Below are 25,968 nucleotides of genomic sequence, written 5' to 3' on the forward strand. Positions count from 1 at the left end.
CGAGCGTTAGCACAAACCGCGCTTTGCATATACCCAGGCGCACAACGAGAGATGGACACCCGCGCCCCAATGACCGATCATGCGCCCCATGAGCCAGGACCCTGATGACGACCTGATTTTCACCGCCGATGAAACCGCCGCGCCCGCGCCCAAGGCCACGCCCGGACCGGCGGCCCGACCGCGCGCGCCTGCCGCCCGTTCACCGGCAGCGCCCACCACCAACGTGCCGGAATTCTCGGTCTCCGACATCTCAGGCTCCATCAAGCGCCTGCTGGAAGGCGCGTTCGGGCGCGTGCGGGTGCGCGGCGAGATCACCGAGCTCAAGCGCTACCCTTCAGGTCATGTCTATCTCTCGCTCAAGGATGAGGGCGGCAAGATCGCCGGCGTCATCTGGCGCAGCGCTGTCCCCAGGCTCGGCATGGTGCCTGAAAACGGGGCCGAGATCATCGCAACCGGGCGCATCACCACTTATGGGGAGCGCTCGAGCTATCAGCTGGTGATCGAGCGGCTGGAATATGCCGGGGAAGGGGCCATGCTGGCGCGCATCGAGCAGCTGCGCCAGAAGCTCCTGGCAGAAGGCCTGTTCGCGCCCGAGCGCAAGCGGCCCCTGCCGTTCCTGCCGCGGCGCATCGGCGTCATCACCTCGCGCGCCGGCGCCGTGCTGCACGATATCTGCACCACCATCTCGCGCCGCTTTCCCCATGAGGTTCTGCTGTGGCCTGTCGCCGTGCAGGGGGAGGGGGCCGCGCCCCAGATCGCAGCGGCCATCGAGGGCATGAACCGCCTGGCCGAGCCGCCCGACGTGCTGATTGTCGCGCGCGGCGGCGGCTCGCTCGAAGACCTGATGGCCTTCAATGATGAACGCGTGGTGCGCGCCGCAGCTGCCTCCAGGATCCCGCTCATCTCAGCCGTGGGCCACGAGACCGACACCACCCTGATCGACTTCGCCTCAGACCGCCGCGCGCCCACGCCCACAGCCGCCGCCGAACTGGCCGTGCCCGTGCGCGCCGAGCTGCAGGCTGATCTCGACCACCGCGCCGCCCGCCTCTCAGGCGCCTTGGCAGGCACCCTGCGCAGCGCGCGCCAGCATCTCGAAAGCTACCGCCTGCCCTCGCTGCCGGTGCTGCTTGAGACCAACCGCATGCGCCTTGAAGATCGCGCCCAACGCCTGGAGCTCGGCCTGCCCGCGGCACTCCAGCGCGCGCGTTCCCGCCTGGAGACGGCAAGCCTGCAGCTGCGCGCGCCCGAGCTCGTCCTGGCCCCGCGCCAGAAAGCGCTGGACGCTGCGGGCTCTGCGCTCAACGCTGCGTGGGAGCGCAGCCTTGCCGGTCGGCAGATGCTTCTGCTGCGCCAGAACCTGAGCCCCGACCTTCTGGCAAGCCGCGTCCAGCTCCAGCGCGCCCGGCTGGAAGGGCTGGGCCGCCAGCTTGAAGCGCTTTCGCCCCGGCAGGTGCTCGAGCGCGGCTACGTCCTGGTGCAGGATGCCCAGGGCCGCCCCGTCACCCGCCAGGCCCAGTTGCCGCCGCACAGCCGCGTCACGCTGGATTTTGTGGACGGCAAGCGCCTGGCCGAGCTGGACCCCGAAGAACACCCCTGGCCCCCACCCCGCCGCCCGCGCGAACGCGGCGCCCCCCTGCCGCGCCTGCAGGGTGATCTGGGGCTTTAGGGAGAGGGGCATCACGCCAGCCCGATCCTCACGCTCGCTTGGCGGAAGGGACGGGAGGCTGTAAAGCTTGGAGATCAACCGGGCGGCTGCCCAGATCTTATTGCGAGAAAAGGACGACCCCCCATGCCCAAATTCATGCCTGCACTCACTTCCCTGCGCGCCAGCCCGGCCCTGGCGAGCGTGGCCCTGGCCGCTATGGGCCTGGCCGGGGCGGCGTGCACGCCTGTCGCCCAGCCGGGCCCCCAGGCGCGCCGCACGCCCATCCAGACCTTCGCGCCCGCCACCATGCAGCCGGTCTCAGGCGAGAACGACAACGCCAGCACCAAGGTCAACCTGCCCTCAGCCCCGCTCAACACCCCGCTGTGCGGCACGCATCTGCAGGCCCAGGCGCAGATGGGCGCGCAGCTTTTCCAGGGCAGCCTGGCCAGCGGCAATGCGTGCACGGCCAATGCCTGCTTCCAGCCGCTCACAGGCACCTATATCGCCCAGAACAACGACCCCACCGTGTGCCGCTGACCTCTTCGGGATAAGGCAGTAAAAAGGGCCGGAGGATTTCCCCCGGCCCTTTTTCTGTGTCAGCTTTTCCCGTGTCAGCCAGGCTTGACCGCTCAGCGGCTCCACCAGCCCGCACGGCGCTTGGCAGGCTGCACCTCATCGACATCGATGGGCTTGGGCGCGGCCTGGTTCTCACCGGTCGCGGCTTTTTCAGCTCCGGTCTTTGCCGGGCCAGTTTTTGCCGCCCCAGCCCTGGCAGAGCTGCCGCGGGCGCGGGGGGCCTTGGGCGCAGGCGCTTCAGTCCCGGTCTCAGCTTCAGCCTCCACCTTAGGGGCCGCCTTGCGGGTCCGCTGGCGCTTGCGCGGAGCTTCCTCGACCGGGCTCGTTTCCGCTGCCGGCGCGTGGACCTGCGGCGCTTCAGCCACCTCCGCAATCGTTTCAGGCTGGGCTTCAGGTTGAACTTCAGCCGCGGCCTTGCGGCGGGTGCGCGTGCGGCGCGCCGGGGTCTTGGGGGCGGGCGTCTTCACCGGCTCGGGCGTAGGTTCTTCAGCCACGCGCGTTTCATGCACCGGGGCCGGTTCCCCGCGGCGCACGGGGGAGGCGTCAGCGGTGTCGAACACGTCATGGATGTCATACACCCCGCTGCCGAAGGGATCAGCCGGTGTGGGGCCGCGGTAGGCAGGGGCCTCACGGGTCTCGCGAGCAGCGTGCGCCTGCGGGGCCTCCTCGTCAGCGCGGCGGCGCAGGCGGGTGCGCTTGCGGCCGGGCATGAGCTGGGCCTCGCTTTCAGATGCGTGGGGCTCAGGTGCGGGCGCAGCAGAGCGCGGCACCGTGATCTCCTCTTCAGGAGCAGCCTGCCGGCGGCGGTTGCGCTGAGGCTGCGCCTTGGGCGCGGCTTCCCGGGGCGCGCGTTCCTGGGAATCCGGCCGCTCCCTGCGCCGGGTATTGCCCTGGCCCTGATTCTGGGCCCGGCTTTCCGGCTCCGCTACGGCCTCAGGCGCGCTCTGCACGCCCAGACCCGGGGCAACCGCCTCCCGCTCAGCGCCTTCACGCGCCGGGCGTTCCCGGCGGTTGCGGCGGCGCTTGGAGCGACGGCCCCCATCACCGTTCTCAGCCGTCCCGTTATCAACCGCACTGGCCTCACCCGCACTGTGAGCATTACCCGCACCCCCGCGGCTGCCACGGCGGCCGGGGATGACGATCTCTTCCTCGCCCTCGCGCCCGATGAACGGCGCGTCCGCTTCCTCGATGTCGATGATGCGCGGCTGCGGCCCCTGATGGACCGGGCCGTTTCCTTCGCGGCGCTCACGGCCATTATGTTTATGTTCCGCGCCCCGGCCGTAACCCTGGCCGTAACCCGGGTTCTGGCTGCGCACATTGGTGACCTGGCCCGCCTCTTCGTCTGGCACGATCTTGAAGTCCATGCCCGAAAGCGACTTGTCGGCCTCAAAGGTGATCTTCATGCCGCAGCGCTCCTCGATCTCGGCAAGGCTGTCGCGCTTGCTGTTGAGGATGTAGAGCGCGATCTCAGGGGCCACCAGCACGGTGATGGCTGCGGGGTGCTTGGCAGCAGCCCCGGTCTCCTCGATGGCGCGCAGCACGTGCAGCACCGCACTTTCAGTGCCGCGCACCTGGCCCGTGCCGTGGCACTGGGGGCAGGGGCTGAGCATCGTTTCGGCCAGGGAGGGGCGCAGGCGCTGGCGCGACATCTCCAGCAGGCCGAAATGCGAGATCTTGCCCACCTGGATGCGCGCACGGTCATGGCGCAGCGCTTCCTTGAGGCGCTTTTCCACCTGGCCGTTATGCTTGCGGCTCTCCATGTCGATGAAGTCGATCACCACCAGGCCGGCCAGGTCGCGCAGGCGCAGCTGGCGGGCGATCTCCTCGGCGGCCTCGAGGTTGGTGCGCAATGCCGTCTCTTCAATGTTGCGCTGCGAGGTGGACTTGCCGGAATTGACGTCAATGGCCACCAGCGCCTCGGTCTGGTTGATGACGATGTAGCCGCCTGATTCCAGCTGCACGGTGGGCGCCACCATGGCTTCGAGGTGGTTTTCCACATTGTAGCGCGCAAACAGGCTCTGCCCGCGGTTCTGCCACAGCTTCACCTTGTTGGTGTTGTGGGGCATGAGCTGGCGGGTGAACTCGCGCGTGTTCTCCCACGCTTCCTCGCTGTCGACGATGATGTCGTCAATGTCGCGGGTGTAGAGGTCGCGGATGGCGCGCTTGATGATGTTGGCCTCTTCATAGACCAGCGCGGGGGCGATGGCCGTCAGCGCGCGGGAGCGGATGTCATCCCACAACTGCAGCAGGTAGTCGCAGTCGCGCGTGACCTCGGGTCCCGGCCGCCCGCCGCCTGCGGTGCGCACGATCATCGCCATGGAAGGCGGCAGGTTGAGCCCGGTGATGATGTCGCGCAGCCGCCTGCGGTCGGACTCGGAGGTGATCTTGCGCGACACCCCGCCGCCGCGCAGGGCGTTGGGCATCAGCACGCAGTAGCGGCCGGGCAGGGAGATATAGGTGCTCAACGCTGCACCCTTGTTGCCGCGCTCCTCCTTGGTGACCTGCACCAGCAGGATCTGGCGGCGGCGGATCACCTCCTGGATCTGGTAGTTGCGCAGGAAACGCGCGGTGCGGCGCGCAGCGGTGTTGTCCTCGCCGGTATCGTTCTCGCCGCTGACCGTCTCGGGCCGCTCGTCGTCACGGTCATTACGGTCACCACGTGAAGCACGCTCAGGGCCGGGGCTTTCACCATCGCCCGCTTCAAGCGCCTGCTGCTCGGCGGCATATTCCTCCTCCTGCAGCTCGAGCAGCTTGGCGCGGTCTGCAATGGGGATCTGGAAGTAATCGGGGTGGATCTCGCTGAAGGGCAGGAAGCCGTGGCGGTTGCCGCCATATTCCACAAAGGCCGCCTGCAGGCTGGGCTCGATGCGGATCACCTTGGCAAGGTAGATATTGCCCTTGAGCTGGCGACGCGCCGAGGTCTCGATGTCATATTCCTCAATGCGGCGGCCATTCATCACCACCACGCGTGTTTCCTCGTCATGGGTGGCGTCAATGAGCATGTGTTTTGTCATGAAATGGGGCACTCCGTAGCGCTCGAGCGGGGCCTGCGCGGCAGGGGCCGGCGGGAGCGCGGATTGTCATGGAGGGGGGCCGGGGCCGCCAGGGCGCAGGGACGCGACAAGGCGCCGGGCGCGGTGGGGTTCATCCACTGGCCGGTCATGCCGTTGCGATCATCTGTCTGCCATCTGTCTGCCCGTGCAGGTGCATTCGGCCCCTGAAAACTGGTGGCTGGCACTGGCAACGCCACTCCGGCAGATCCGGTCGCCCGCGCCGTCCTGTCGGGGAGAGGGGGGGGCCGGAAAAGCTGAGCACGCCTGCGTGCAGCCTTGTCATAACGATGCGGTTCCGGCCATGGGCGGCAAAGCCCGGGCCTGGAACCTGCGGGGCTCAGCCCAGCCGCTGGTTTCCCGCAGGCATGGGCCGGACCCGTCTGCGCCCGAAGGCGCGGAAATTCTGCTGGCTGGCCCCAGGCGCGCACTCACTACGCTACGGAGCGATGGCGCGCGCTTATATATATGGGCCGACCTGGTGCAGGGCTGTGCGAACCTTGGCACGGTTCACGCTCCTGCAGGGGCAGTATGCGGCACTTTCCCCGGCCTGACAAGCACGCCGTGCACCCCAAGGCCACACTTGGAAAACCGGACCCGGAACTCCACTTGAAAAATGTGGACAGGATTTCATCCGGGGCGGTAAAATTTCCGGGCGTCACCGTTCTGACTAACTGCTCTTCTGACCGCCCCGCCTGCAGCGCCCAAGGGAACCGGCTCTGATGGAAAATCCGCCCACGCTTCCTGCCCCCGCTCTCTCGCCTGAGGAAGCCGACCAGCTCTACAGCCGCGTTGCGCGCCTGATGACCCGCGACCACTGGGACGCGCATTTCCGCGACGACATCGCCGCCATCCTGCAGCTCAAGAAAGAGCGCAACGCCGTCATCCTGGCGCACAATTACCAGACGCCCGAGATCTTCCACTGCATCGCCGACATCCAGGGCGACAGCCTGGCCCTGGCGCGCAGGGCCCAGGGGCTGGAGGCCGATGTCATCCTCATGGCAGGCGTGCATTTCATGGCCGAGACGGTCAAGCTGCTCAACCCGGACAGAACCGTCCTGATCCCTGACGCCCATGCCGGCTGCTCGCTGGCCGAGAGCATCACGGCCCGCGACGTGCGCCAGCTGAAAGCGCGCCATCCCGGCGTGCCGGTGGTCACCTATGTGAACAGCAGTGCCGAGGTCAAGGCCGAGACCGATATCTGCTGCACCTCGGGCAATGCCCGGCGCGTGATGAAACATGCCGCCGCGCAGGCCGGCACGAATCGCGTCATCATGATCCCCGATGAGTTCCTGGCCACTAACATCAGCCGCGATACCGGCATTGAAGCCATCACCTGGCCCGGCCATTGCGAGGTGCATGAGCTGTTCACGCCCCTGCAGATCAGGCAATACCGCCGCATTCATCCGGGCGTGGTGGTGATCGCCCATCCCGAATGCCCGCCCGAGGTGATCGAGGCGGCGGACTTTTCAGGCTCCACAGCTGAGATGATCGCGTTCATCACGGAGAAGAGGCCCCAGAAAGCGCTGCTGGTGACCGAATGCTCCATGAGCGACAACCTGGCCCAGCTCAATCCCGGCACCGAGTTCGTGCGCCCCTGCAACCTGTGCCCGCATATGAAGCGCATCACGCTCAAGGGCATCCGCCACGCGCTGGAGACGATGCAGATCCCCGTCGAGATCCCAGCCCCCCTGGTGGAAAGGGCGCGCGCTTCCGTTGAGCGCATGCTGGCCGTCTGAAGGGCTGAGCGCATGGCCCGGTCCCCCACGTCCGCTGATGATCTTGCAAGCCTTGCCGGCCTGCCGGTGATCGTGGGGGCGGGGATTGCGGGCCTCAGCACCGCCCTGCACCTCAACGCCCCCTGCGTGCTCGTCAGCAATGCCCCCTTGGGCACAGGCGGCTCAAGCCCGCTGGCCCAGGGCGGGCTGTCAGCTGCCATCGGCCCTGCCGACAGCCCGGCCGAGCACGCGCGCGACACGCTGCAGGCGGGCGTGGGGCTGTGCGATGAGAGGGTGGTGCAGGCCATGACCGAAGCGGGGCCGCAGACCGTCGCCCAGCTCCTGGCCTGGGGCGTGCCCCTTGCGCATGACGGCAACGGCCAGCTCGCCCTGCACCTTGAAGCCGCCCACAGCCAGCCGCGCGTGGTGTTTGCTGGCGGCGACGCCTCAGGCCGCCTGATGACTGAGGCGCTGGCACAGCAGGTGCAGGCCCGGCCTGACATCCACGTGCTCACCCCGGCCTGCGCCAGGCGCATCGTGGTCCGCGGCGGCCAGGTGCGGGGGGTTGAGCTTGAGCTGGCCGGGGGCACACAGCTGTTGCCCACCACGCAGCTGGTCATCGCCACAGGCGGGCTGGGCGGTCTTTACGAAGGGGCCACCGTGCCTGCAGCCCAGAAAGGCGGCGGGCTGGCGATGGCCGCACGGGCAGGGGCTGCGCTTGCAGACATGGAGTTCACCCAGTTCCACCCCACCGCGCTTGACACAGGCCAGCCCGGCCAGCGCCCGCTCATCAGCGAGGCCGTGCGCGGGGCGGGCGCGTTGCTGGTCGATGAGACCGGCGCGCGCTTTACCGAGGAGCTTGCCCCGCGCGACGTGGTCACCCGCGCCCTGGCCGCCCATCTGGCTGCAGGCCACCAGGTCTTCCTCGATGGCCGCAACCTGAGGGGCGGGCGCTTTTCCGAGCTCTTCCCCGGCATTCACGCAACCTGCCTGCAACACGGGTGGGACGCAGACCGCCAGCCCATCCCCGTGCGCCCGGCCATGCACTACCACATGGGCGGCATTGGGGTGGACCGGCAGTGCCGCAGCACATTGCCCGGGCTTTACGCGGTGGGCGAGGCGGCGTGCACAGGCCTGCACGGCGCCAACCGCCTGGCCAGCAATTCCCTGCTTGAAGCCTGCGTGACCGGCCGGTGGGCGGCTGAAGCGATCCTGCAGAGCCGTGCCGGCCAGGATTCCCCGTGGCCCGCGTCCCCTGTGGCGCAGGTCGAGCCGCAAGAGATCCCCACGCCCACGCCTGACACCGCCGCCCTGACCGCGGGGGAGCTGATGTGGCGTCACGCAGGCATCAACCGCACGCGCGCCGGCCTGCAGGCGGTCCTGGCCACGCTCGGCCCCAGGGCTGCTCACGATGACGCCGCCCTGATGGGCAGCTTTGTAGCAGCCGCTGCCCTGATGCGGCGCGAAAGCCGCGGGGCCCATGCCCGGCTGGACCACCCCCGCACCCTGCCTGCCGCCCAGGCCCCCCGCCGCAGCCTGACGCTTGCCGGGCTGGAGGCTTTCATTTCCCGTTCTTCTCCCTTCAAGGACTCCGCCTGATGGTCACTCCCGCCCCGATCACCCTGCCCCCATTGCTCTGGGAGCAGGCCGTCCGCACCGCCCTGCTGGAGGATCTGGGCAATGGCGGCGATCTCACCTCCCAGGCCGTGGTGCCGCCCGACCGCCAGGTGACCGCCGCTTTCACCGCGCGCGAAGACGGCATTGTGTGCGGCCTGCCCGCAGCCGCCCTGACCTTCAGGCTGCTCGAAGACCCCGCTCTGGGCCCGGTGACGTTTGAAGCCAGCGTCCGCGAAGGCGCGCCTGTTCATAAGGGAGAAGTGCTGGCAACCGTGCGCGGGCCTGCGCAGACCGTGCTGGCAGGCGAACGCACCGCGCTCAACGTGCTCACCCATCTCAGCGGCATCGCTACCGCCACCGCCAAGCTGGTGCGCGAGGTTGAAGGGGCGGGGCCAGGGGGCAAGACGCCGGCCGTCTGTGCGACGCGCAAGACCCTGCCCGGGCTCAAGGCGCTGCAGAAATATGCCGTGCGGCTGGGCGGCGGGGGCAGCCACCGCTACCGGCTCGATGACGCGATTCTCATCAAGGACAACCACCTGGCCCTGGCAGGCGGGGTGGAAAAAGCCCTCCAGGCCGCAGGCGACTTCGCCCGCACCAGCCATCTCACCAAGATCGAGCTTGAGGTGGACGACCTGGACCAGCTCAGCGAGGCGCTGTCCTTTGCGGCGCGCCAGCAGCTCGAGGGCCAGCGCTACCGCGGCGCGGATGTCTTCCTGCTCGACAACATGGACCTCCAGACCCTGCGCGAGGCCGTGGCGCTTATCGCCCGCTTTGCCCCGCACGCCCTGGCCGAGGCCTCAGGCGGCATCACGGCAACCAATGTGCGCGCCGTGGCGGCAACGGGGGTGGATGTCATCTCGCTGGGCGCGCTGACGCATTCGGTCCGGGCGCTCGATATCGGGCTTGATATCAATCCAGAGAGTGGCGGGCACTGAGGGCTGAGGAAAAGAATCCACAATTGCGCCGCGATGGTTGTATATTGCCCCTTTCATGACCGGTAACAGAAACCAGGCGAGGAGAGAGGGGAGATGAAGTCAGGGCCTGTGATCAGGCGGCGCGCCTTGCTGGAGGCCGTGCTGGCAGCCGCTGCGGGAACGGCGCTTGCGCCCCAGACGGCCCTGGCGCGCGTTCTCTCCCAGCGCCACGCGCATGTTCATGCCCGCCACCATGCGGCCATGCATCACGCCGGGCGCGCGGCGCACCAGCTCGCCCACTCGCCCGCGCCCACGGCCCTGGCTGAGGTTAACGCGTCCGCCGCCACGCCCGCCCGCGCGCCTGCCGTGCTGCGCGGGGCTGCGCCGCCGCGGCCTCTGGTGATGATCGACCCGGGGCATGGCGGCAAGGACCCCGGGGCCATCGGCGTGTCAGGCACGTATGAAAAACACGTCGCCGAGGCCGCCGCGCTGGAGCTGCGCCGCCAGCTCCTGGCCAGCGGGCGCTACCGCGTGGCGATGACCCGCAGCGGCGACCGCTTCATCCCGCTCGATGGCCGCGTGGAGCTCGCCCACCGCCACCAGGCCGGGCTGTTCATCTCCCTGCATGCTGATGCCTTGCCCGATTCCTCGGTGCGCGGGGCCAGCGTCTATACGCTGTCAGGCAATGCGTCTGATCGCCAGACCGCCGCCCTGGCCCAGCGCGAAAACAGCGCGGACCGCTTTGCCAGTGCGGCCTGGCAGGGCGTGTCGCCCGAAGTGGCGCAGATCCTGGGCAGCCTGGTGCGCGAGGAGACCCGCCACGGCTCGACCCGCATGGCAGGCAGCGTGGTGCAGGCCTTCCGCAACCGCATCGGCCTGCTCAGCCACCCCGCGCGCCATGCAGGCTTCGTGGTGCTCAAATCAGCCGACATCCCCTCGGTCCTGGTGGAGATGGGCTTCATGTCCAACCCCCATGACGAAGCCGCCCTGCGCCAGTCCGGCCACCGCCAGCAGGTCGCCCTGGCCATGAAAGCGGCGGTGGACCACTATTTCAACGTGATCTCAAGCTGAGCTCTGGGGCCTGAAGCGGGTCTTTGAAAAAAGACTGGGAAAAAAGACCTGAAAAAAGAATCACGCCAGAGGCCAAAGAATCGCTCCGGCAGGCCATGACGGCCTTGCTGCAGACCGCTTCGATCCTGTAAGCCCATGAAAGCCGGAAGTTAAAGGTTAACGGGTCCTTTATGTTATGGGTTGCGCCCCCGCTTGCGGGCGCAGGCAGGGGGCCGGTTTCCGCTCTTTGAGACGGTCGCTTGTGATTGTCACTTGAGACTGTTGCTTGAGACTTGCCGCGAATCTGCCGCCTGTAACCGCTGCCCGCGGGCGGGGGCGCGCCTGCCAGGGCGTTAGCTTTATCCAGGAGTTTTGGATGTTTTCACGTCTGCTGGGCCTCATGTCCTCCGACATGGCGATTGATCTTGGCACTGCCAACACGCTCGTTTACGTCAAGGGGCGCGGCATCGTGCTGAGCGAGCCTTCCGTCGTGGCGGTGACAGAGGTGCGCGGGCGCAAGCAGGTCCTGGCCGTGGGCAATGAGGCCAAGCGCATGGTCGGCCGCACGCCCGGCAACATCACCGCCATCCGCCCGCTGCGCGACGGGGTGATCGCCGATTTCGAGAGCGCGGAGGAAATGATCAAGCATTTCATCCGCAAGGTGCACAACCGCGGCTCCTGGTTCAGCCCCCAGATCGTGATCTGCGTGCCTTCGGGCTCAACGGCGGTGGAGCGGCGCGCCATCCAGGAGAGTGCCGAGAGTGCGGGCGCGCGCAAGGTCTTCCTGATCGAGGAGCCGATGGCCGCTGCGATCGGCACCGGGCTGGGCGTGACCGAGCCTTCAGGCAGCATGGTGGTCGATATCGGCGGCGGCACGACGGAAGTCGCGGTGATTTCGCTGGGCGGCATCGTCTATGCCCGCTCAGCCCGCGTGGGCGGCGACCACATGGATGACGCCATTCTGGCCTATATCCGGCGCAACTATAACCTGCTGATCGGCGAGAGCTCGGCTGAGCGCCTCAAGATCGAGCTCGGTGCCGCCTCCATGCCGCTCGACGGCTCGCCGGGCCCGCTTTACGCCGTCAAGGGGCGCGACCTGGTGCAGGGTGTTCCGCGCGAGGTGACCGTCAGCCAGGCCCAGATCGCCGAGGCCCTGGCCGAGCCCGTCTCGCAGATCGTCGAGGCCGTGCAGAGCGTGCTTGAAAACACGCCGCCCGAGCTTGCAGGCGACATCGTGGAGAAGGGCATCGTGCTCTCGGGCGGCGGCGCCTTGCTGACCCGCCTGGATGACGTGCTGCGCCAGGCCACCGGTCTGCCGGTCATCGTTGCCGAAAACCCCCTGTCCTGCGTGGCGCTGGGCACCGGCCGCGCGCTTGAGGAAGTCAAGCAGCTCAAGGGCGTGCTGAGCAGCATGTATTAAGGCGGGCGTTGGGGCGTTTCTCCCGGCGGTAAAGCGCGGGGGCAGGGCGGCCGCAGGAAACCGGAGCGACGATGTTCTCCATCCAGGCACGACAGCTTTTCGGCGGATTCGTCCTGCCCGTATTGGTGCTGGTGGCCGTGGCGATCGTGCTTCTGGGCCAGATCTGGCCGCAGGGGCCCGAGCGGGTGCGCCTGGTGGTGCTGGAGGGGATGGGCCCGATCTACCGCGTGCTGACCTGGCCTGAGCGCGAGGTCCAGGCCTGGCGCGGCCAGCTCCAGGGCCTGGCCAACCTGCAGGCTGAAAACACCCGCCTGCGCACCGAGAACACCAAGCTCCTGCACTGGTACAACACCGCCGTCACGCTGGGGGCTGAAAACGCGCGCCTCAAGGGCATCCTCCACTGGGGCGCTGAGGTGCAGACCGCCTTCGTGAGCGGCCAGGTGATCCGCGAAGAAGACGGCCCCTACCTGCGCGCCGTGCTGATCGACACCGGCACGCAGCATCTGCCGCCGGGCGCTCTGGGGGTGGATGCCAACGGTCTGGTCGGCCGCGTCAGCGAGGCCGGGCCGCAGGTGGTGCGCCTGCTGCTGGTCACAGACACCGCAAGCCGCCTGCCGGTGACCATGCAGCCTTCAGGCACGGATGCGATGATGGTGGGCGACAACACGCCGGTGCCGCGGCTGATGTATTTCCCCCAGTCCCATCCGCCGCAGGAAGGCGAGCGGGTGGAGACGCGGCGCCAGAGCGGGCTGATGGGCGGGGTGCCGATCGGCCATGTGCACTTCCTGGGCCCGGGCCACCCGGCCGTCCTGCTGGATGCGGACCTGGACCATCTCGACATCGTGCGCGTCTTCAGCACGCCGCAGATCCCCGATCCCCCGCCTGCCGAAGGCCGCGTGCGCGAGCGCCCGCCGCTGCATGCGACAGACCCGCAGGCTGAAACCCCTTCAGTCCTGCACGCGCTGGAGAAGTTCATGCCGTTCACCAAGGTCGAGAACTGAAAAACCCAACCCCGAACCCCGAGGAGCCAGACGCCCGCCGTGCAGCTTTCCACCCTTTCAGGCGCGACCTTGCGGGGCCTGCCCTGCCTGTTCATCGTCGCCATCGCCATCCTGTTCTCAGCGCCTTTCGGCCTGCCGGGCCAGGCGGAGCTTGAATGCGGGCTGATCCTGGGCACGGTCTGGTACTGGAGCCTGTACCGCCCCAACTGCATGAAGGCCGTCGGCGTGTTTCTCAGCGGGCTGCTGGCCGAGTTCTTCCTCTGCGGCCCGCCAGGCGTGCTGCTGCTGTGGATGCTGATCGCCTACGGGGTTGCCAATGGCTGGCGCTTCCAGCTTGCGCGCGGCGGCTTCCTGGCGGTGTGGGGGGTGTTCAGCCTGATCGTCTTCGGCGAGACGCTGATGACCTGGGCGCTGATGTCATTGCGCTGCTTCACGCTCCTGCCTGCCCTGCCGGCCTTCTTCCAGTTCTGCCTGGCAGCGGGGCTCTATCCGGTGCTGACGGTCGTCTACAGCCTGATCCGCAGCCGCTTTGAAACACCCGAATAACACCCAAGGAACACCGTGGGCGCAGGGTGATTCGGGGACCGCAGGAGTCCGGTAGAGGCAGTTGCGCCACGCCTGCGCCCCTAAAGAGGGAAAGGGGCGGCAAAAGCCTGAAAATTGCGGCAAAAGAAGCAAGGCGGCCTTGTTTGGCGATGTGCAGGTAGGTTAACTCTTTGGGTGTCCGGTCGCGCACCGGGGCCGCTGCAGGAGGTGGCCTGCTGCTGCCGGCTTGCCAGACCCTGGCCCGCAAACCCCGACCCGCAAACACTGGTGCCTGCCTTATTTAATGTCCATTCTGCGCCCCTTCTCAAAGTCAAAGACCCGCAGGGGATTCGGCAACGATTCCGCCGAGCCTGCCGAGGCGCTGGCTGCGGCGGGCGGGGGCGTGTTCACGCGCCGCGCCCTGCTGATGATGGGGGTGCAGACAGGCGTGCTGGGGCTGCTTGCCGACCGGCTTTATGACCTCCAGCTCCTCAAGGGCGCGCCGCTCAAGGAGCAGGCGCGGCGCAACCGCACCAGCCGCCGCCTGCTGGCCCCGCCGCGCGGGCTGATCCAGGACCGCTTCGGCGTCACCCTGGCAGGCAACCGCATCAACTGGCGCGCCCTGCTGATGCCTGAGGAAACAACCGACGTCGATGCGGTGATCGCCCATTTCGCCACCATCGTGCCGCTTGACGAGCACGACCAGGCCCGCATCGCGCGCGACCGCAAGCATCTGCGCCGCTACGTCCCGCTGACGCTCAAGGAGTTTCTCAGCTGGGAAGACATGTCGCGCCTGGGCCTCAACGCGCCCTCGCTGCCTGGCGTGCTGGTCGATGTCGGCACGACGCGCGAATACCCCTTCAACGGGCTGATGGCCCATATCGTGGGCTACGTCGCCCCGCCCAACGAGAAGGACGTGCAGAAAAACGCCACCCTGGCGCTGCCCGGCATGCGCGTGGGCCGCGCAGGGCTCGAGCAGACGCAGGAGGGCCTGCTGCACGGCCAGCCCGGCTCGGTGGAGATGGAAGTCAACGCCGTGGGCCGCGTCATCGGCGAGCTGGACCGGCTGGACGGCGCGCCGGGGGCCAAGCTGGGGCTGACGATCGATTCCGTGCTGCAGAAGCAGGTCTGCGACCGGCTGGGCGAGCGCGTGGCCAGCGCGGTGGTGATGGATTGCCGCAACGGCGAGATCATGGCCATGGTCAGCACGCCGTCCTTCGATCCCACCCTGTTCGATTCAGGCGTGTCGCATACGCAGTGGAAGACCTGGAACGAAGACCCCCGCACTCCGCTGGTCGACAAGGCCGTCTCGGGCCTCTACCCGCCGGGCTCCACCTTCAAGCCCGCCGTGGCGCTGGCCGCCCTGTCCTCAGGCGCCATCACCGCGTCCGACCGCTTCAGCTGCCCCGGCCATTATGACCTGGGCGGCGTGCGCTTCCACTGCTGGAACAAATACGGCCACGGCTCGCTCAATCTGCATGGCGGGCTGAAATTCTCCTGCGACGTGTATTTCTACCAGGTGGCGCGCCGCTGCGGGATGGAGGCGATCGAGAAGGCCTCCCACATGCTGGGCATGGGGGTCAAACTGCCTGTCGAGCTGCCCCATGTCCGCTCAGGCGTCATCCCCACGCCTGAATGGCGGCGCGCGCACGGCCATCACTGGAATGCGGGCGACACGGTCAATGCCGGCATCGGGCAGGGCTTCGTGCAGGTCACCCCGCTGGCCCTGGCCTGCTACGCCAGCAGCATTGCAAGCGGCCGCGCCACCAGGCCGCATTTGCTGCGCTCGCTTGAAGACCGCCTCCTGCCCGGTGCCAGCACCGATCCCGCAGCCAACCTTGGCGCAGATCCGGCCATGAGCGGGGAGGGCGGCGACAATAACGGCCTGCTGTTCAGCGAGGCGCATCTGAGCGCAGTGCGCGGCGGGATGTATGCGGTGGTCAACGAGGCCCACGGCACCGCGCCCAAGGCCCGGCTGTCGATCCCAGGCGTGCAGATGGCAGGCAAGACCGGCTCGGCCCAGGTGCGGCGCGTGTCGCGGGCCCTGCGCGAGAGCGGGCACTTCAACTCCATGAGCCTGCCCTGGGAATACCGCCCGCACGCGCTGTTCATCTGCTACGCGCCTTATGACAACCCCCGCTACGCCGTCTCGGTCATCGTGGAGCACGGCAATGCGGGTGCTACAGAAGCCGCCCCGCTCGCCCGCCAGATCATGACCGACACGCTGATGCGCGACCCTGCCAACCGGGCTCCGCTGACCAAGGGCGTGGTGGCGCGCGCCGCCCTTTCCCCGGAGGATATCCCGGGTTTTCGCTGAAAGCAGCGGATTTTGAGAGACCTGCCCAAAAATTACCTGCGCTGAAATATCGGGAGCCCCGCCTTGCTGCAGGACGACACGATCCCCAGAACGGTCCGCCGCCTGCTGCGGTCCGAGCCCAATATCCGCATGTTCTCACGCCTGTGGCAGGTGAACTGGGTGTTCGTCCTGCTGGTCTGCGCGCTGGCGGGCGTGGGCTATATCGCCCTTTATTCCGCAGGCGGCGGCTCGGCGCGCGCCTTTGCCCAGCCGCAATTGCTGCGCTTCGGCTTCGGCCTGCTCATGATGATCGGCGTGGCGCTGATCAGCCCGCGCCTGCTGCGCCTGCTCTCGGTGCCGATCTATCTGGGGGCGATCGCCCTGCTGGTGCTGGTGCTCAAGATGGGTCATGTGGGCAAGGGGGCCGAGCGCTGGATCAACCTGGGCGGCTTTCAGTTCCAGCCCTCGGAATTCGCCAAGATCGCCCTGGTGCTGGCCCTGGCCACCTGGTTTCAGCGCGTCAGCCGCCGCAAACTGGGCAACCCGCTGCAACTGCTCATTCCCGCAGCCCTGACCCTGCTGCCGGTGGTGCTGATCCTCAAGGAGCCCAATCTGGGCACCGCGGTGATCGTGGGGGTGATCGGCGCCAGCCTGATCTTTGCTGCCGGCATGCGCTGGTGGCAGATCATCCTGCTGGTCGCCCCCATCCCGTTCATGGGGCATTTTGTCTATGACCACCTGCACGACTACCAGAAAGCGCGGATCGACACCTTCCTGCACCCCGAGCATGACCCGCTGGGCGCAGGCTACAACATCCTGCAGTCCAAGATCGCCCTGGGCTCGGGCGGCATGTGGGGGGAGGGCTACCTGCACGGCAGCCAGGGCCAGCTGAACTTCCTGCCTGAAAAGCAGACCGACTTCATCTTCACCATGATCGGGGAGGAATGGGGCTATGCCGGCGGGCTGACGGTGATCATCCTGCTCTCACTGGTCACTTTGGCCGGCATGCTGATGTCGCTGCGCTGCCGCAGCCGCTTCGGTCGCCTGCTGGCCCTGGGCATCTCGATGGATTTCTTCCTCTACTGCGCGGTCAATCTCTCCATGGTCATGGGCGCCATCCCCGTGGGCGGCGTGCCCCTGCCGCTGATCTCCTACGGCGGCTCGGCCATGCTGACGATGATGTTCGGCTTCGGCCTGCTGCTCTCCACCTGGGTGCACCGCGACGACCCCGACACCCCCCGCAACAGCCAGGGCAGCGGTTACAGCTGAGGCCTGAGGTCGAGGCTGAGGTTGAGCGCTGGGCGTGCGGGGTTTGCAGCAGGCAGGGTTTGGCCTAGGGTCGGGCAAGCTTTCACCATCCTGAAGACCCAACTCTCAAGAACCAGCCCCAAGAATCCGCCCATGTCACAAGCCCTCCTTTCCCTCCTGGCCTTCACGCTTGCCGCCGGCCTGATGACCCTGACGCCGGGGCTCGACACGGTCATGACCCTGCGCACGGCCGCGGCAGACGGGCGGCGCGCAGGGCTCGGGGCCGTGCTGGGCATCGCACTCGGCATCAGCGTGTGGGGGGTGGGGGCCGCCTTCGGGCTGACGGCCCTGCTGCGCACCTCAGCCATCGCCTTCCTGGCCGTCAAATGCGCGGGAGCGGCCTATCTGATCTGGCTCGGGCTCAGCCTGATCATCCATCCCCGCACAGAGCTGACCTCCTCGCGCCCGGCCCGCAAGGCAGGCGGGGCGGCGGACCCGGAAGAAGCCAGAATCCACGATCCCTTCTGGCACGCCTTCAGGCGCGGGCTGATGACCGACCTGCTCAATCCCAAGATCGGCGTTTTCGTCATCACCTTTTTCCCGCAGTTCATCCCGCCGCATGTCAACACGGTCGTGTTCTCGCTCCTGCTGGCAGGCATCCTGGCCTTTCTCAGCGTGGTGTGGCTGGGCACGCTGGTGTTTCTCACCGCTCCCCTGGGCCGCTTTCTCTCACGCCCGGTGGTGGTCAAGCGGCTGGACCGCCTGACCGGCGCGGTGTTCATCGGCTTCGGTGCCAAGCTGTTGCTCACCCATGAGTGAATCTCGGGTGCGCAGGGGATAACCCTCAGCCCTCGATCTTGCTGAAATCAGCCACCAATTGCGCGCTGTCGCGGAAGGCCGCCAGCAGGCGCAGGCGGTTGCGGCGCAGCTCAGGGTCCTCGGCATTGACCGTGACTTTCTCAAAAAACCGGTCCATCACCGGCCGCAGCGGGGCCAGGTGCTTCATGGCGGCGGTGAAGTCATCACTGGCAAGGGATTTTTCAAGTTTGGGCAGGCTCTGCTGCAGCACGTCCTGCAGGGCGCGTTCCTCGTCCTGGGCGAAGAGGGCGGGGTCAGGCGCGCCCGTATGCGGCCCGTCCTTCCTGTTTTCAATGCGCAGGATGTTGGCTGCCCGCCGGTAGGCTGCCAGCAGGTTCCTGCCGTCCTCGGTGCTGATCATCTCGGCCAGAGCCTGCAGGCGGGTCAGCAGGCGCACCAGGTCGCCGTCAAGCTTATGGGTGAACAGGCTGTCGCTGGCCCGGGCCTCACCGGGGCGTCTGGCGGCCAGGGTGGCGTCGAGCACGTCATGGCGCTGGCCTTCAGCGCGCAGCTGCACGCGCAGGCGCTCGGCAAAGAAATTCTCAAGCTCGCCCAGGGCGTTCTTCCTGTCTTCTGCGGCCAGGCTCTCATAAGGCTGGGCTGCGCGTTTGAGGAGCGCGCCCAGGTCCAGCCGCAGCCCGTTGTCGCGCAACAGGCGCAAGGTGGTGATGGCCGAGCGGCGCAGGGCGTAGGGATCGCCCGAGCCGCTCGGGGTCTCGCCGATGGCAAAGAAGCCCGCCAGCATGTCCAGCCGGTCCGCCAGCGCCACGGCTACAGTCACCGGGGCTGTGGGCGGCACGTCGTTCTGCCCGCGCGGCTGGTAATGCTCTGACACAGCCTGGGCAACTTCAGGGTCTTCGCCGTCATGGGCTGCGTAATAGCCGCCCATCACGCCCTGCAACTCGGGGAACTCGCCCACCATGCCGGTGGTCAGGTCCGCCTTGGCCAGCAGGCCCGCGCGCTCGGCCTGGGCGATCTGGCCCACGCTCAGCCCCATGGCGCGCGCGATCTCGCCTGCCAGGGCGGAGATACGCTCAGCCCGCGCCTTCTGGGTGCCCAGCCTGGCATGGAAGGTGACGGCGCCGAGATCCTCCACCCGGTCAGCAAGGCGGCGCTTGCGGTCAAGGTTCCAGAAATGCCGCGCATCTGAAAAGCGGGCGCGCAGCACGCGCTCATTGCCTGCGATGCACAATTTGCCACCATCGCTGAAGGTCTGGTTGGCAACAAAAGCGAAAGCGGGGGCGGCCTTGCCGTTACGGTCGCGCAGGGCGAAATAGCGCTGGTTGACCCGCATGGAGACCTGCATCACCTCAGGCGGCAGGTCCATGAAGGCGTCGTCAATGCGCCCGAGCAGGGGCTTGGGATATTCCACCAGCCCGGCAACTTCCTGCACCAAGCCCTCGTCAGGCACCACCTCAGCGCCGGCCTGGCGCGCAAGTGCCGCCACGCCCTCGGTGATCTGCCGCTCGCGCTCGGAAGCCTGAGGCACGACAAAGCGCTTTTCAAGCTCGGCAAGCCACTGCCCGGCATCGGTGATCTCAAAGCTGCCGGGGGCCAGAAAACGATGGCCTTCGGTCCGGTTGCCTGATCTGAGCCCATGCGCGTCGTCGCCTTCGCGCGCCAGGGAGAAGGGGACCGTTTCACCATCCAGCAGGCAGGCGACATGGTGCAGCGGGCGCACCCAGGTGAACTGCGAGCCTGTGCCCCAGCGCATGGCCTTGGGCCAGGGGAAGGCCCAGAGCAGGTCCGGCAGCTCGGCTGCGATCAGTTCAGCGGCGCTGACGGCAGGCAGGGTGCGGTTGAGCACCCAGGCCCCGTTTTCAAGCGTCAGCGCCTCCTTGTCCACGCCGTGCTTGCGCAGGAATCCGTTCAGCGCCTTTTCAGGCGCGTTCTCGCGCGGGCCGCGCTCGCTCTGCTGGCGGGGGGGCACCTGCTCGTCCACTTCCAGTACGGCGCTGACATGGCGCGGGCCCCAGTAGAGGTGCACGTCACGCGGGTTGAGGGGGGCCAGGGCCTTTTCAAGCAGGCGCTGCAGGTCGTCAGCGGCGCGCTTCTGCATGCCTGCGGGAATTTCCTCGCTGCAGAGATCGAGAAGAAGTTCAGCCACGCGCTTTCTCCGTGCCGGAAATGTCCGTATCAGCTTTTTCAGTTGCAGAAGGCGCGCCCGCCGCCTTCTCCTCGCCCTCAAGCCACGCCTCGCATGAGGCGCGGGCCAGCGTGCGGACCCGCCCGATATAGGAAGCCCGCTCCGATACCGAGATCACCCCGCGCGCATCAAGCAGGTTGAAGAGATGCGAGGCCTTCAGGCACTGGTCGAAGGCGGGCTGGGCCACGCCCTCTTCAGCCAGGCGCAGGGATTCACGCTCGCTGTCGCGGAAGTGGCGCAGCAGCATGTCGGTGTCGGCAAGCTCGAAATTGTGGCGCGAATAATCGCGCTCGGCCCGCAGGAAGACGTCGCCATAGGTCAGGCCGCGGCCGTTATAGTCGAGGTCATAGACATTCTCGACGCCCTGCACATACATCGCCAGCCGCTCCAGCCCGTAGGTCAGCTCGGTGGAAGGCACCACGGTGGGGATGCCGCCGACCTGCTGGAAATAGGTGAACTGCGTGACCTCCATGCCGTCGCACCACACCTCCCAGCCCAGCCCCCAGGCGCCGATGGTGGGGTTCTCCCAGTCATCCTCCACAAAGCGGATGTCGTGCCTGTCAGGGTCGATGCCGATGGCCCGGTAGCTCTCAAGCAGCAGGTTCTGGCTTTCCTGCGGCGTGGGTTTGAGCAGCACCTGATACTGGTAGTAATGCTGCAGGCGGTTGGGGTTTTCGCCGTAGCGCCCGTCAGAGGGGCGGCGGCAGGGCTGCACGTAAGCGGCCATCCACGGCTTGGGCCCCAGCGCGCGCAGGGTGGTGTGGGGCGAGAGCGTGCCTGCGCCCAGCTCGGTGTCATAAGGCTGCAGGAGCGCGCACCCCTTGTCGGACCAGAAACGGTTGAGACGCTGGATCAGCTCCTGAAAGGAGGGGGGCCGTTTTTGGGACAGGTCTTGGGGCAAGGCGGGGCTCCGTGGGCGCATGGACGAGGTGGCAGGGAGAGACTTGAGGTCGTTTTAAAGGCGGATATTAAAAACAGATATTAACGAAGGCCAGCCCTGACCGCCAGAAGCCCCCCAGTTTTCCCTTGCGGGGGCGGGGTCTGCGCCTCATATGATATTGGTAACGATATGAGGGAGGCCTGGAATGCGGCAAGTGCGCCTGGACCCTCCCGCAAGCCCCGTGCGCTTTCAGTTCAGCAAAGGATGCCTGACGATGACCCCTGAAGAACAGAACCTGATCAGCCGGTTCATTGCCCGCGTCGGCGGCGGCGTCGGCGCGCAGACGGCCCTGCCGCCGCTGGACCCGCAGGCCAACCAGCTCATCACCGAGGACTTCAAGCGCTACCCCGATTCCGCCTACCGCATCACGCAGCTGGCCATCGTGGAGGAAGCCGCCCTCGGCCAGGCGCAGAACCGCATCCGTGACCTCGAGTTCCAACTCCAGCAGGCGCGCGCGCAGATCGCCCAGCTTCAGGGCCAGCTCCAGCACAGCGGCGGTCACCAGCAGGGCGGCTTCTTCTCCAACCTCTTCGGCGGCCGCCCCCAGGCCCAGCCCCAACAGCAGTACCAGCAACCCCCCCAGCAGCCCATGCCGCCGGGTTGGGGCGCACGCGGCGCAGCGCCTGGCGGTTACGCGGGCGGTTATGCCCCTGGCCTGCAGCCCGGCATGTTCCCGCGCTCAGGCACGGGCTTCCTGGGCTCAGCGCTCAGCACGGCGGCAGGCGTGGCTGGCGGCGTGATGGCAGCCAACGCGCTTGAAGGCCTGTTCTCGGGCCATCACGGCGCAGATGCCGGGGCTGCAGGTGCTGCAGGCGGCGTGATGCCCGACAGCGGCACTTTCACAGGTGCTGGGGACGCAGGCACTGGGGCAGCCACGGCCAGCGACCCCTTCGGCGGCAGCGGCACGGACGCAGGCGGTTTCAGCCAGCAGGATTTCGGCGGCACGGACGCAGGAACCCCCGATTACAGCCAGGGTTACGGCGGCTACCAGGACGACGGCAGCCAGGGCTTCGGCGGCGGCGGCGCTGACGGGGGCGACTTCGGTGGCGGCGATTACGGCGGCGGGGACGATTATGACAGCTCTTTCTGAGCTGGGCCTGGCTGAGACCCGCCCGGCGTGAGCGACGGATCCGGCGATTCCCCCAGACCTGCCTCCCCGGTCAGCCACGAGCCGCTCGCCCATGCGCGCTCTGGCGGGCCTGAAGGAGTGCGGCAGGCTGACGGCTCGGGAGAGGCGGCCCCTCCCAGGGACCCCCACGCCAAAGAGCGTGCGCCCCGTGAGGAAACCGCGCCCGACCGCCAGACGCATGACCGCCGCGAAGACCCGTCTGAAGAGATGGATCCCCGGGAGGCCGAGCGGAGCTTCCACGATGTCGCGTCCCTTGACGAGCTGAAGGAAGGGGAGATGAAGCCCGTCACTGTGGCGGGCAAGTCTCTCGTGCTCATCCGCCACGGCGGGCATGTCATCGCGCTGGGCGGCAAATGCCCCCACAAGGGCGCGCCGATGGAAAAGGGTGCCGCCTGCCACAGCCCCGATCATGGCGACGTGGTGGTGTGCCCCTGGCACAAGGCCGTGTTCAGCCAGGCGACCGGCAAGGTGGTGGAGCCCGTGGCTTTCGCGCCCCTGCCGCGCTACCCCGCCAAGGTGATCGAGGGCCGCGTCCTGGTGCGCCCCACACCTGAAGCGGTGCCCGAGCCCGAGCGCCGGGGAGAGGGGGAAACCGTCCTGATCATCGGCGGCGGGGCGGCTGCGGCCAGCGCGGTCTATACCCTGCGCGAGGAGGGCTTTGCAGGCCCGATCACCATGGTCGGTTCCGAGCCCGAGCTGCCTTATGACCGCACGACGCTCAGCAAGACCCTGCTTCTGGGCGACCCGGACCGCACGCGCGCGCCCCTGCTCCTGCCGCAGGATTATTACGACGACCGCAAGGTGACCACCCGCCACGAGCGCGTCACCTCGTTCGACCCCGCCACGCACACGGCCCACCTGCCGAGCGGCGCTACGCTGAGCGCCGATCACGTCCTGCTGGTGCCGGGCGGGCGGCCGCGCATGCCAAGCGACATTCCGGGCCTCGAGCTTGAAGGCGTGCTGGAGCTCTACACCCAGGCCCAGGCGCAGACCATCGCCAGGGTGGTCACGCCTGAGCAGGCCGTGGTGCTGATCGGCGGCGGGCTGATCTGCCTTGAGGTCGCCTCGGCCCTGCGCCAGAAGGGCGTGGGCGTGACGATCATCACCCGCCAGGCTGTGCCGATGGAAGCGCAGTTCGGCCGCGAGATCGGCCTGCGCCTGCTGAAGCTGCAGGAAGACAACGGCGTCGCCTTCATCAGCGATTGCGCAGCCAAACGCGTCTACGCCGACCCCGCCCGCCCCGGCCAGGCTGCGGGCGTGGAGCTTGAGGACGGGATGAAGCTTCCCTGCGCGCATGTGCTGGTGGCTGCCGGCATCATCCCCAATGTGGATTTCGTCTCAGGCGACCTTCCCAGAACGCCCGCAGGCGCGCTGATCGTCGACCGCAACATGCGCGTCCACCTGCCAGACGCGCTGCGGGAGCGGCGCGAGAGGGAAGGCCGGCGCGGCGGCATTTACGCGGCAGGCGATGCCTCCTCGCTGGAGGAGGACGGGCGCTTCTGGCAGTCAGGCCACTGGCGCCCTGCCGAGGTGGAAGGGCGTATTGCCGCCCAGACCATGCTGAAGCACCCGCCGCGCACCGTCCCCGTGCCCTGGTACTGGACCCAGCAGTTCGGCAAGAAGATCGAATATCTCGGCTGGGGGCTGAAGTTCGACAATGTCGTGGTGGAGGGCAGCCTGCCCAATTTCGACTTCATGGCCTATTGCCAGTTCGAAGGGCGGATCGTGGCGCTGATCAGCTCGGGCCGCGACAAGGCCATGTCGCGCGCGGTGGTGGATTTCGCGGGTTTCGTCCACGAAGCGGGGCGGGAGCTTGCGCATATTCTCTTCTGAAAGCGCTTCAAAGCACCCGGGGCCCCCTCCCGGCAGGGGCAAGAGCCTGTTATAGAAGCCACGTTTTATTTTTGTTGACCCTTTTTGTTGACCCTTTCTGCCCCTTCTGATTGTCCCCTTTTTACTGTCCCAAGACGCACGAGGCCCTTTCATGCACCAGTACCGCACCCATACCTGCAACGACCTGCGTGCGTCCGACGCGGGCAAGACCGTTCGGCTGTCAGGCTGGGTGCACAGTAAGCGCGACCATGGCGGGCTGCTGTTCATCGACCTGCGCGACCATTACGGCATGACCCAGGTCGTGGTGCCTGCAGGCGGCGACCTGCTGGAGAAAGCCGAGCACCTGCGCGTTGAAAGCGTCATCACGGTCACGGGCGAGGTGGTCCTGCGCGAGGGCGGGCAGGTCAACCCCAACCTGCCGACCGGCGAGGTGGAGCTGCGCGCCAGTGACATCGAGGTGCAGTCAAACGCTGCTGTTCTGCCCTTCCAGGTTGCAGGCCAGGAGAACTATCCTGAGGACCTGCGGCTGAAATACCGTTATCTCGACCTGCGGCGCGAGAAGATGCAGCGCAACCTCAAGTTGCGCAGCGAGGTCATCGCCAGCATGCGCCGCCGCATGAACGCGCAGGGCTTCACCGAGTTCCAGACCCCCATCCTGACCGCCTCCTCGCCTGAAGGCGCGCGCGACTTCCTGGTGCCTTCGCGCCTGCATCCCGGCAAGTTCTACGCCCTGCCCCAGGCGCCCCAGCAGTTCAAGCAGCTGGCCATGGTCGCAGGGATGGACCGCTATTTCCAGATCGCCCCCTGCTTCCGCGATGAAGCCTCGCGCGCTGACCGCAGCCCGGGCGAGTTCTACCAGCTCGATTTCGAGATGTCGTTCGCCACGCAGGAAGACGTGTTCGGCGTGCTGGAGCCGGTGCTGTCAGGCCTGTTTGAGGAATTCACGCCTGAAGGCTGGGCCATCACTGAAGGCGCTTTTCCCCGCATTCCTTACGCCGACGCCATGCGCGATTACGGCAGCGACAAGCCTGACCTGCGCAACCCGCTGATCATCCGCAACGTGACAGACGCCTTTGCAGGCTCAGGCTTCGGCCTGTTTGCGCGCATCGCGGCAGATGGCGGCGAGATCCGCGCCGTTGCAGCCCCGGGTGCTGCTTCCAGGCCGCGCGCGTTTTTCGACAGGCTCAACGCCTGGGCGCGCGAGCAGGGGGCCGGCGGGCTGGGCTATATCAGCTTTGATGAAAACGGCGAGGCCAAGGGCCCGATCGCCAAGAATCTCGAGCCCGAGCGGGTGGCGCAGATCCGCGAGATCTGCGGCCTCAAGCCGGGCGATGCGGTCTTCTTCGCTGCCGGCAAGGGCGACGAGGTGGCGAAGTTCTCAGGCCAGGTGCGCACCAAGATCGCCACCGAGCTGGACCTGATTGAGAAGAACGCCTTCCGCTTCTGCTGGGTGGTGGATTTCCCGATGTATGAGCGCAATGAGGAGACGGGGCAGATCGACTTCTCCCACAATCCCTTCTCCATGCCCCAGGGCGGGCTGGAGGCGCTCAACACCCAGGACCCGTTGAGCATCAAGGCCTTTCAGTATGACATCGTGTGCAACGGGGTTGAGCTGTCTTCGGGCGCCATCCGCAACCACCTGCCCGAGGTGATGCTGCGCGCCTTTGAGATCGCGGGTTACGGGCCCGAAGTGGTGGAAGAGCGCTTCGGCGGCATGCTCAACGCCTTCCGCTACGGCGCCCCGCCCCACGGCGGGGCCGCACCGGGCGTGGACCGGATCGTGATGCTGCTTGCCGATGAGCCCAACATCCGCGAGGTCATCCTCTTTCCGCTCAACCAGGGCGGCGAGGACCTGATGATGGAAGCGCCCGCTTCTGTTGAGCCCCAGCGCCTCAAGGAGCTCTCGCTCAAGCTGGACCTGCCCAAGCCCAAGCCGGGCGCCAAAAAAGCTGAGGCAGGGGCCGGGGCGGAAGGGAAACCTGCCGCGCCCTGAGCCGGGCCG

At 67.4% G+C, this 25,968-nt stretch carries 17 protein-coding genes and 1 pseudogene; 15 read left to right on the forward strand and 3 right to left on the reverse strand.

Going from position 1 to position 25,968, the window contains the following annotated elements; all coding sequences use genetic code 11:
* Window positions 1-88 precede the first annotated feature (88 nt).
* Entirely contained in the window at window positions 89-1,666 is a 1,578-nt protein-coding gene (gene xseA, locus E3E11_RS06780; protein WP_141451731.1) for an exodeoxyribonuclease VII large subunit, read from the forward strand.
* Between the two features lie 123 nt (window positions 1,667-1,789).
* The gene (locus E3E11_RS06785; protein WP_231118872.1) at window positions 1,790-2,182 is read left to right on the forward strand and encodes a hypothetical protein; all 393 of its coding nucleotides are present in this window, start codon (window positions 1,790-1,792) and stop codon (window positions 2,180-2,182) included.
* A gap of 92 nt (window positions 2,183-2,274) precedes the next feature.
* Here E3E11_RS06785 and E3E11_RS06790 read toward each other — a convergent pair whose 3' ends face one another.
* Complete coding sequence (locus tag E3E11_RS06790; protein ID WP_141451732.1) at window positions 2,275-5,235, reverse strand: Rne/Rng family ribonuclease; 2,961 nt, start codon at window positions 5,233-5,235, stop codon at window positions 2,275-2,277.
* Between the two features lie 758 nt (window positions 5,236-5,993).
* Here E3E11_RS06790 and nadA point away from each other — a divergent pair.
* From nadA to E3E11_RS06840, 10 genes are all read left to right on the forward strand, one after another.
* The gene (gene nadA, locus E3E11_RS06795; RefSeq protein WP_141451733.1) at window positions 5,994-7,010 is read left to right on the forward strand and encodes a quinolinate synthase NadA; all 1,017 of its coding nucleotides are present in this window, start codon (window positions 5,994-5,996) and stop codon (window positions 7,008-7,010) included.
* A 12-nt stretch (window positions 7,011-7,022) separates the two neighbouring features.
* Complete coding sequence (locus E3E11_RS06800; protein ID WP_141451734.1) at window positions 7,023-8,588, forward strand: L-aspartate oxidase; 1,566 nt, start codon at window positions 7,023-7,025, stop codon at window positions 8,586-8,588.
* Window positions 8,588-9,541: a carboxylating nicotinate-nucleotide diphosphorylase gene (nadC, locus tag E3E11_RS06805; RefSeq protein WP_141451735.1), complete on the forward strand. Its 954-nt coding sequence runs from the start codon at window positions 8,588-8,590 to the stop codon at window positions 9,539-9,541. The genes E3E11_RS06800 and nadC overlap by 1 nt, the downstream gene beginning before the upstream one ends.
* 93 nt (window positions 9,542-9,634) lie before the next feature.
* Complete coding sequence (locus E3E11_RS06810) at window positions 9,635-10,591, forward strand: N-acetylmuramoyl-L-alanine amidase family protein (protein ID WP_141451736.1); 957 nt, start codon at window positions 9,635-9,637, stop codon at window positions 10,589-10,591.
* 355 nt (window positions 10,592-10,946) lie between these two features.
* Window positions 10,947-11,990, forward strand: a complete 1,044-nt coding sequence (locus E3E11_RS06815) for a rod shape-determining protein (protein WP_141451737.1) — start codon at window positions 10,947-10,949, stop codon at window positions 11,988-11,990.
* Between the two features lie 71 nt (window positions 11,991-12,061).
* Window positions 12,062-12,991 carry a rod shape-determining protein MreC gene (gene mreC, locus E3E11_RS06820; protein ID WP_141451738.1) on the forward strand — a complete coding sequence of 310 codons (930 nt, stop codon included), beginning with the start codon at window positions 12,062-12,064 and terminating at the stop codon, window positions 12,989-12,991.
* 39 nt (window positions 12,992-13,030) lie between these two features.
* Window positions 13,031-13,537, forward strand: a complete 507-nt coding sequence (locus tag E3E11_RS06825; protein ID WP_141451739.1) for a hypothetical protein — start codon at window positions 13,031-13,033, stop codon at window positions 13,535-13,537.
* A gap of 283 nt (window positions 13,538-13,820) precedes the next feature.
* The gene (mrdA, locus tag E3E11_RS06830; protein ID WP_141451740.1) at window positions 13,821-15,833 is read left to right on the forward strand and encodes a penicillin-binding protein 2; all 2,013 of its coding nucleotides are present in this window, start codon (window positions 13,821-13,823) and stop codon (window positions 15,831-15,833) included.
* A 129-nt stretch (window positions 15,834-15,962) separates the two neighbouring features.
* Window positions 15,963-17,081 carry a rod shape-determining protein RodA gene (gene rodA / locus E3E11_RS06835; RefSeq protein WP_141452203.1) on the forward strand — a complete coding sequence of 373 codons (1,119 nt, stop codon included), beginning with the start codon at window positions 15,963-15,965 and terminating at the stop codon, window positions 17,079-17,081.
* Window positions 17,082-17,213: 132 nt separating this feature from the next.
* Window positions 17,214-17,879 carry a LysE family translocator gene (locus E3E11_RS06840; protein WP_141451741.1) on the forward strand — a complete coding sequence of 222 codons (666 nt, stop codon included), beginning with the start codon at window positions 17,214-17,216 and terminating at the stop codon, window positions 17,877-17,879.
* Window positions 17,880-17,904: 25 nt separating this feature from the next.
* On the opposite strand, the gene glyS is transcribed toward E3E11_RS06840, so the two are convergent.
* Window positions 17,905-20,025 (reverse strand): glycine--tRNA ligase subunit beta, encoded by a 2,121-nt coding sequence (gene glyS / locus E3E11_RS06845; protein ID WP_141451742.1) that lies wholly within the window; start codon window positions 20,023-20,025, stop codon window positions 17,905-17,907.
* A gap of 64 nt (window positions 20,026-20,089) precedes the next feature.
* Window positions 20,090-20,986 (reverse strand): annotated as a pseudogene (locus E3E11_RS06850) (glycine--tRNA ligase subunit alpha); the annotation flags it as partial.
* A gap of 232 nt (window positions 20,987-21,218) precedes the next feature.
* Here E3E11_RS06850 and E3E11_RS06855 point away from each other — a divergent pair.
* The 3 genes from E3E11_RS06855 (at window position 21,219) to aspS (ending at window position 25,959) form a co-directional block, all read left to right on the forward strand.
* Window positions 21,219-22,094, forward strand: coding sequence for a DUF2076 domain-containing protein (locus tag E3E11_RS06855; RefSeq protein ID WP_141451743.1), 876 nt, complete (start codon window positions 21,219-21,221; stop codon window positions 22,092-22,094).
* 27 nt (window positions 22,095-22,121) lie between these two features.
* Window positions 22,122-23,966, forward strand: a complete 1,845-nt coding sequence (locus E3E11_RS06860) for an FAD-dependent oxidoreductase (protein WP_231118874.1) — start codon at window positions 22,122-22,124, stop codon at window positions 23,964-23,966.
* Between the two features lie 151 nt (window positions 23,967-24,117).
* Window positions 24,118-25,959 (forward strand): aspartate--tRNA ligase, encoded by a 1,842-nt coding sequence (aspS, locus tag E3E11_RS06865; RefSeq protein WP_141451744.1) that lies wholly within the window; start codon window positions 24,118-24,120, stop codon window positions 25,957-25,959.
* The last annotated feature ends 9 nt before the right edge of the window (window positions 25,960-25,968 follow it).

Source organism: Oecophyllibacter saccharovorans (genome assembly GCF_006542375.1).
GTDB lineage: Bacteria > Pseudomonadota > Alphaproteobacteria > Acetobacterales > Acetobacteraceae > Oecophyllibacter > Oecophyllibacter saccharovorans.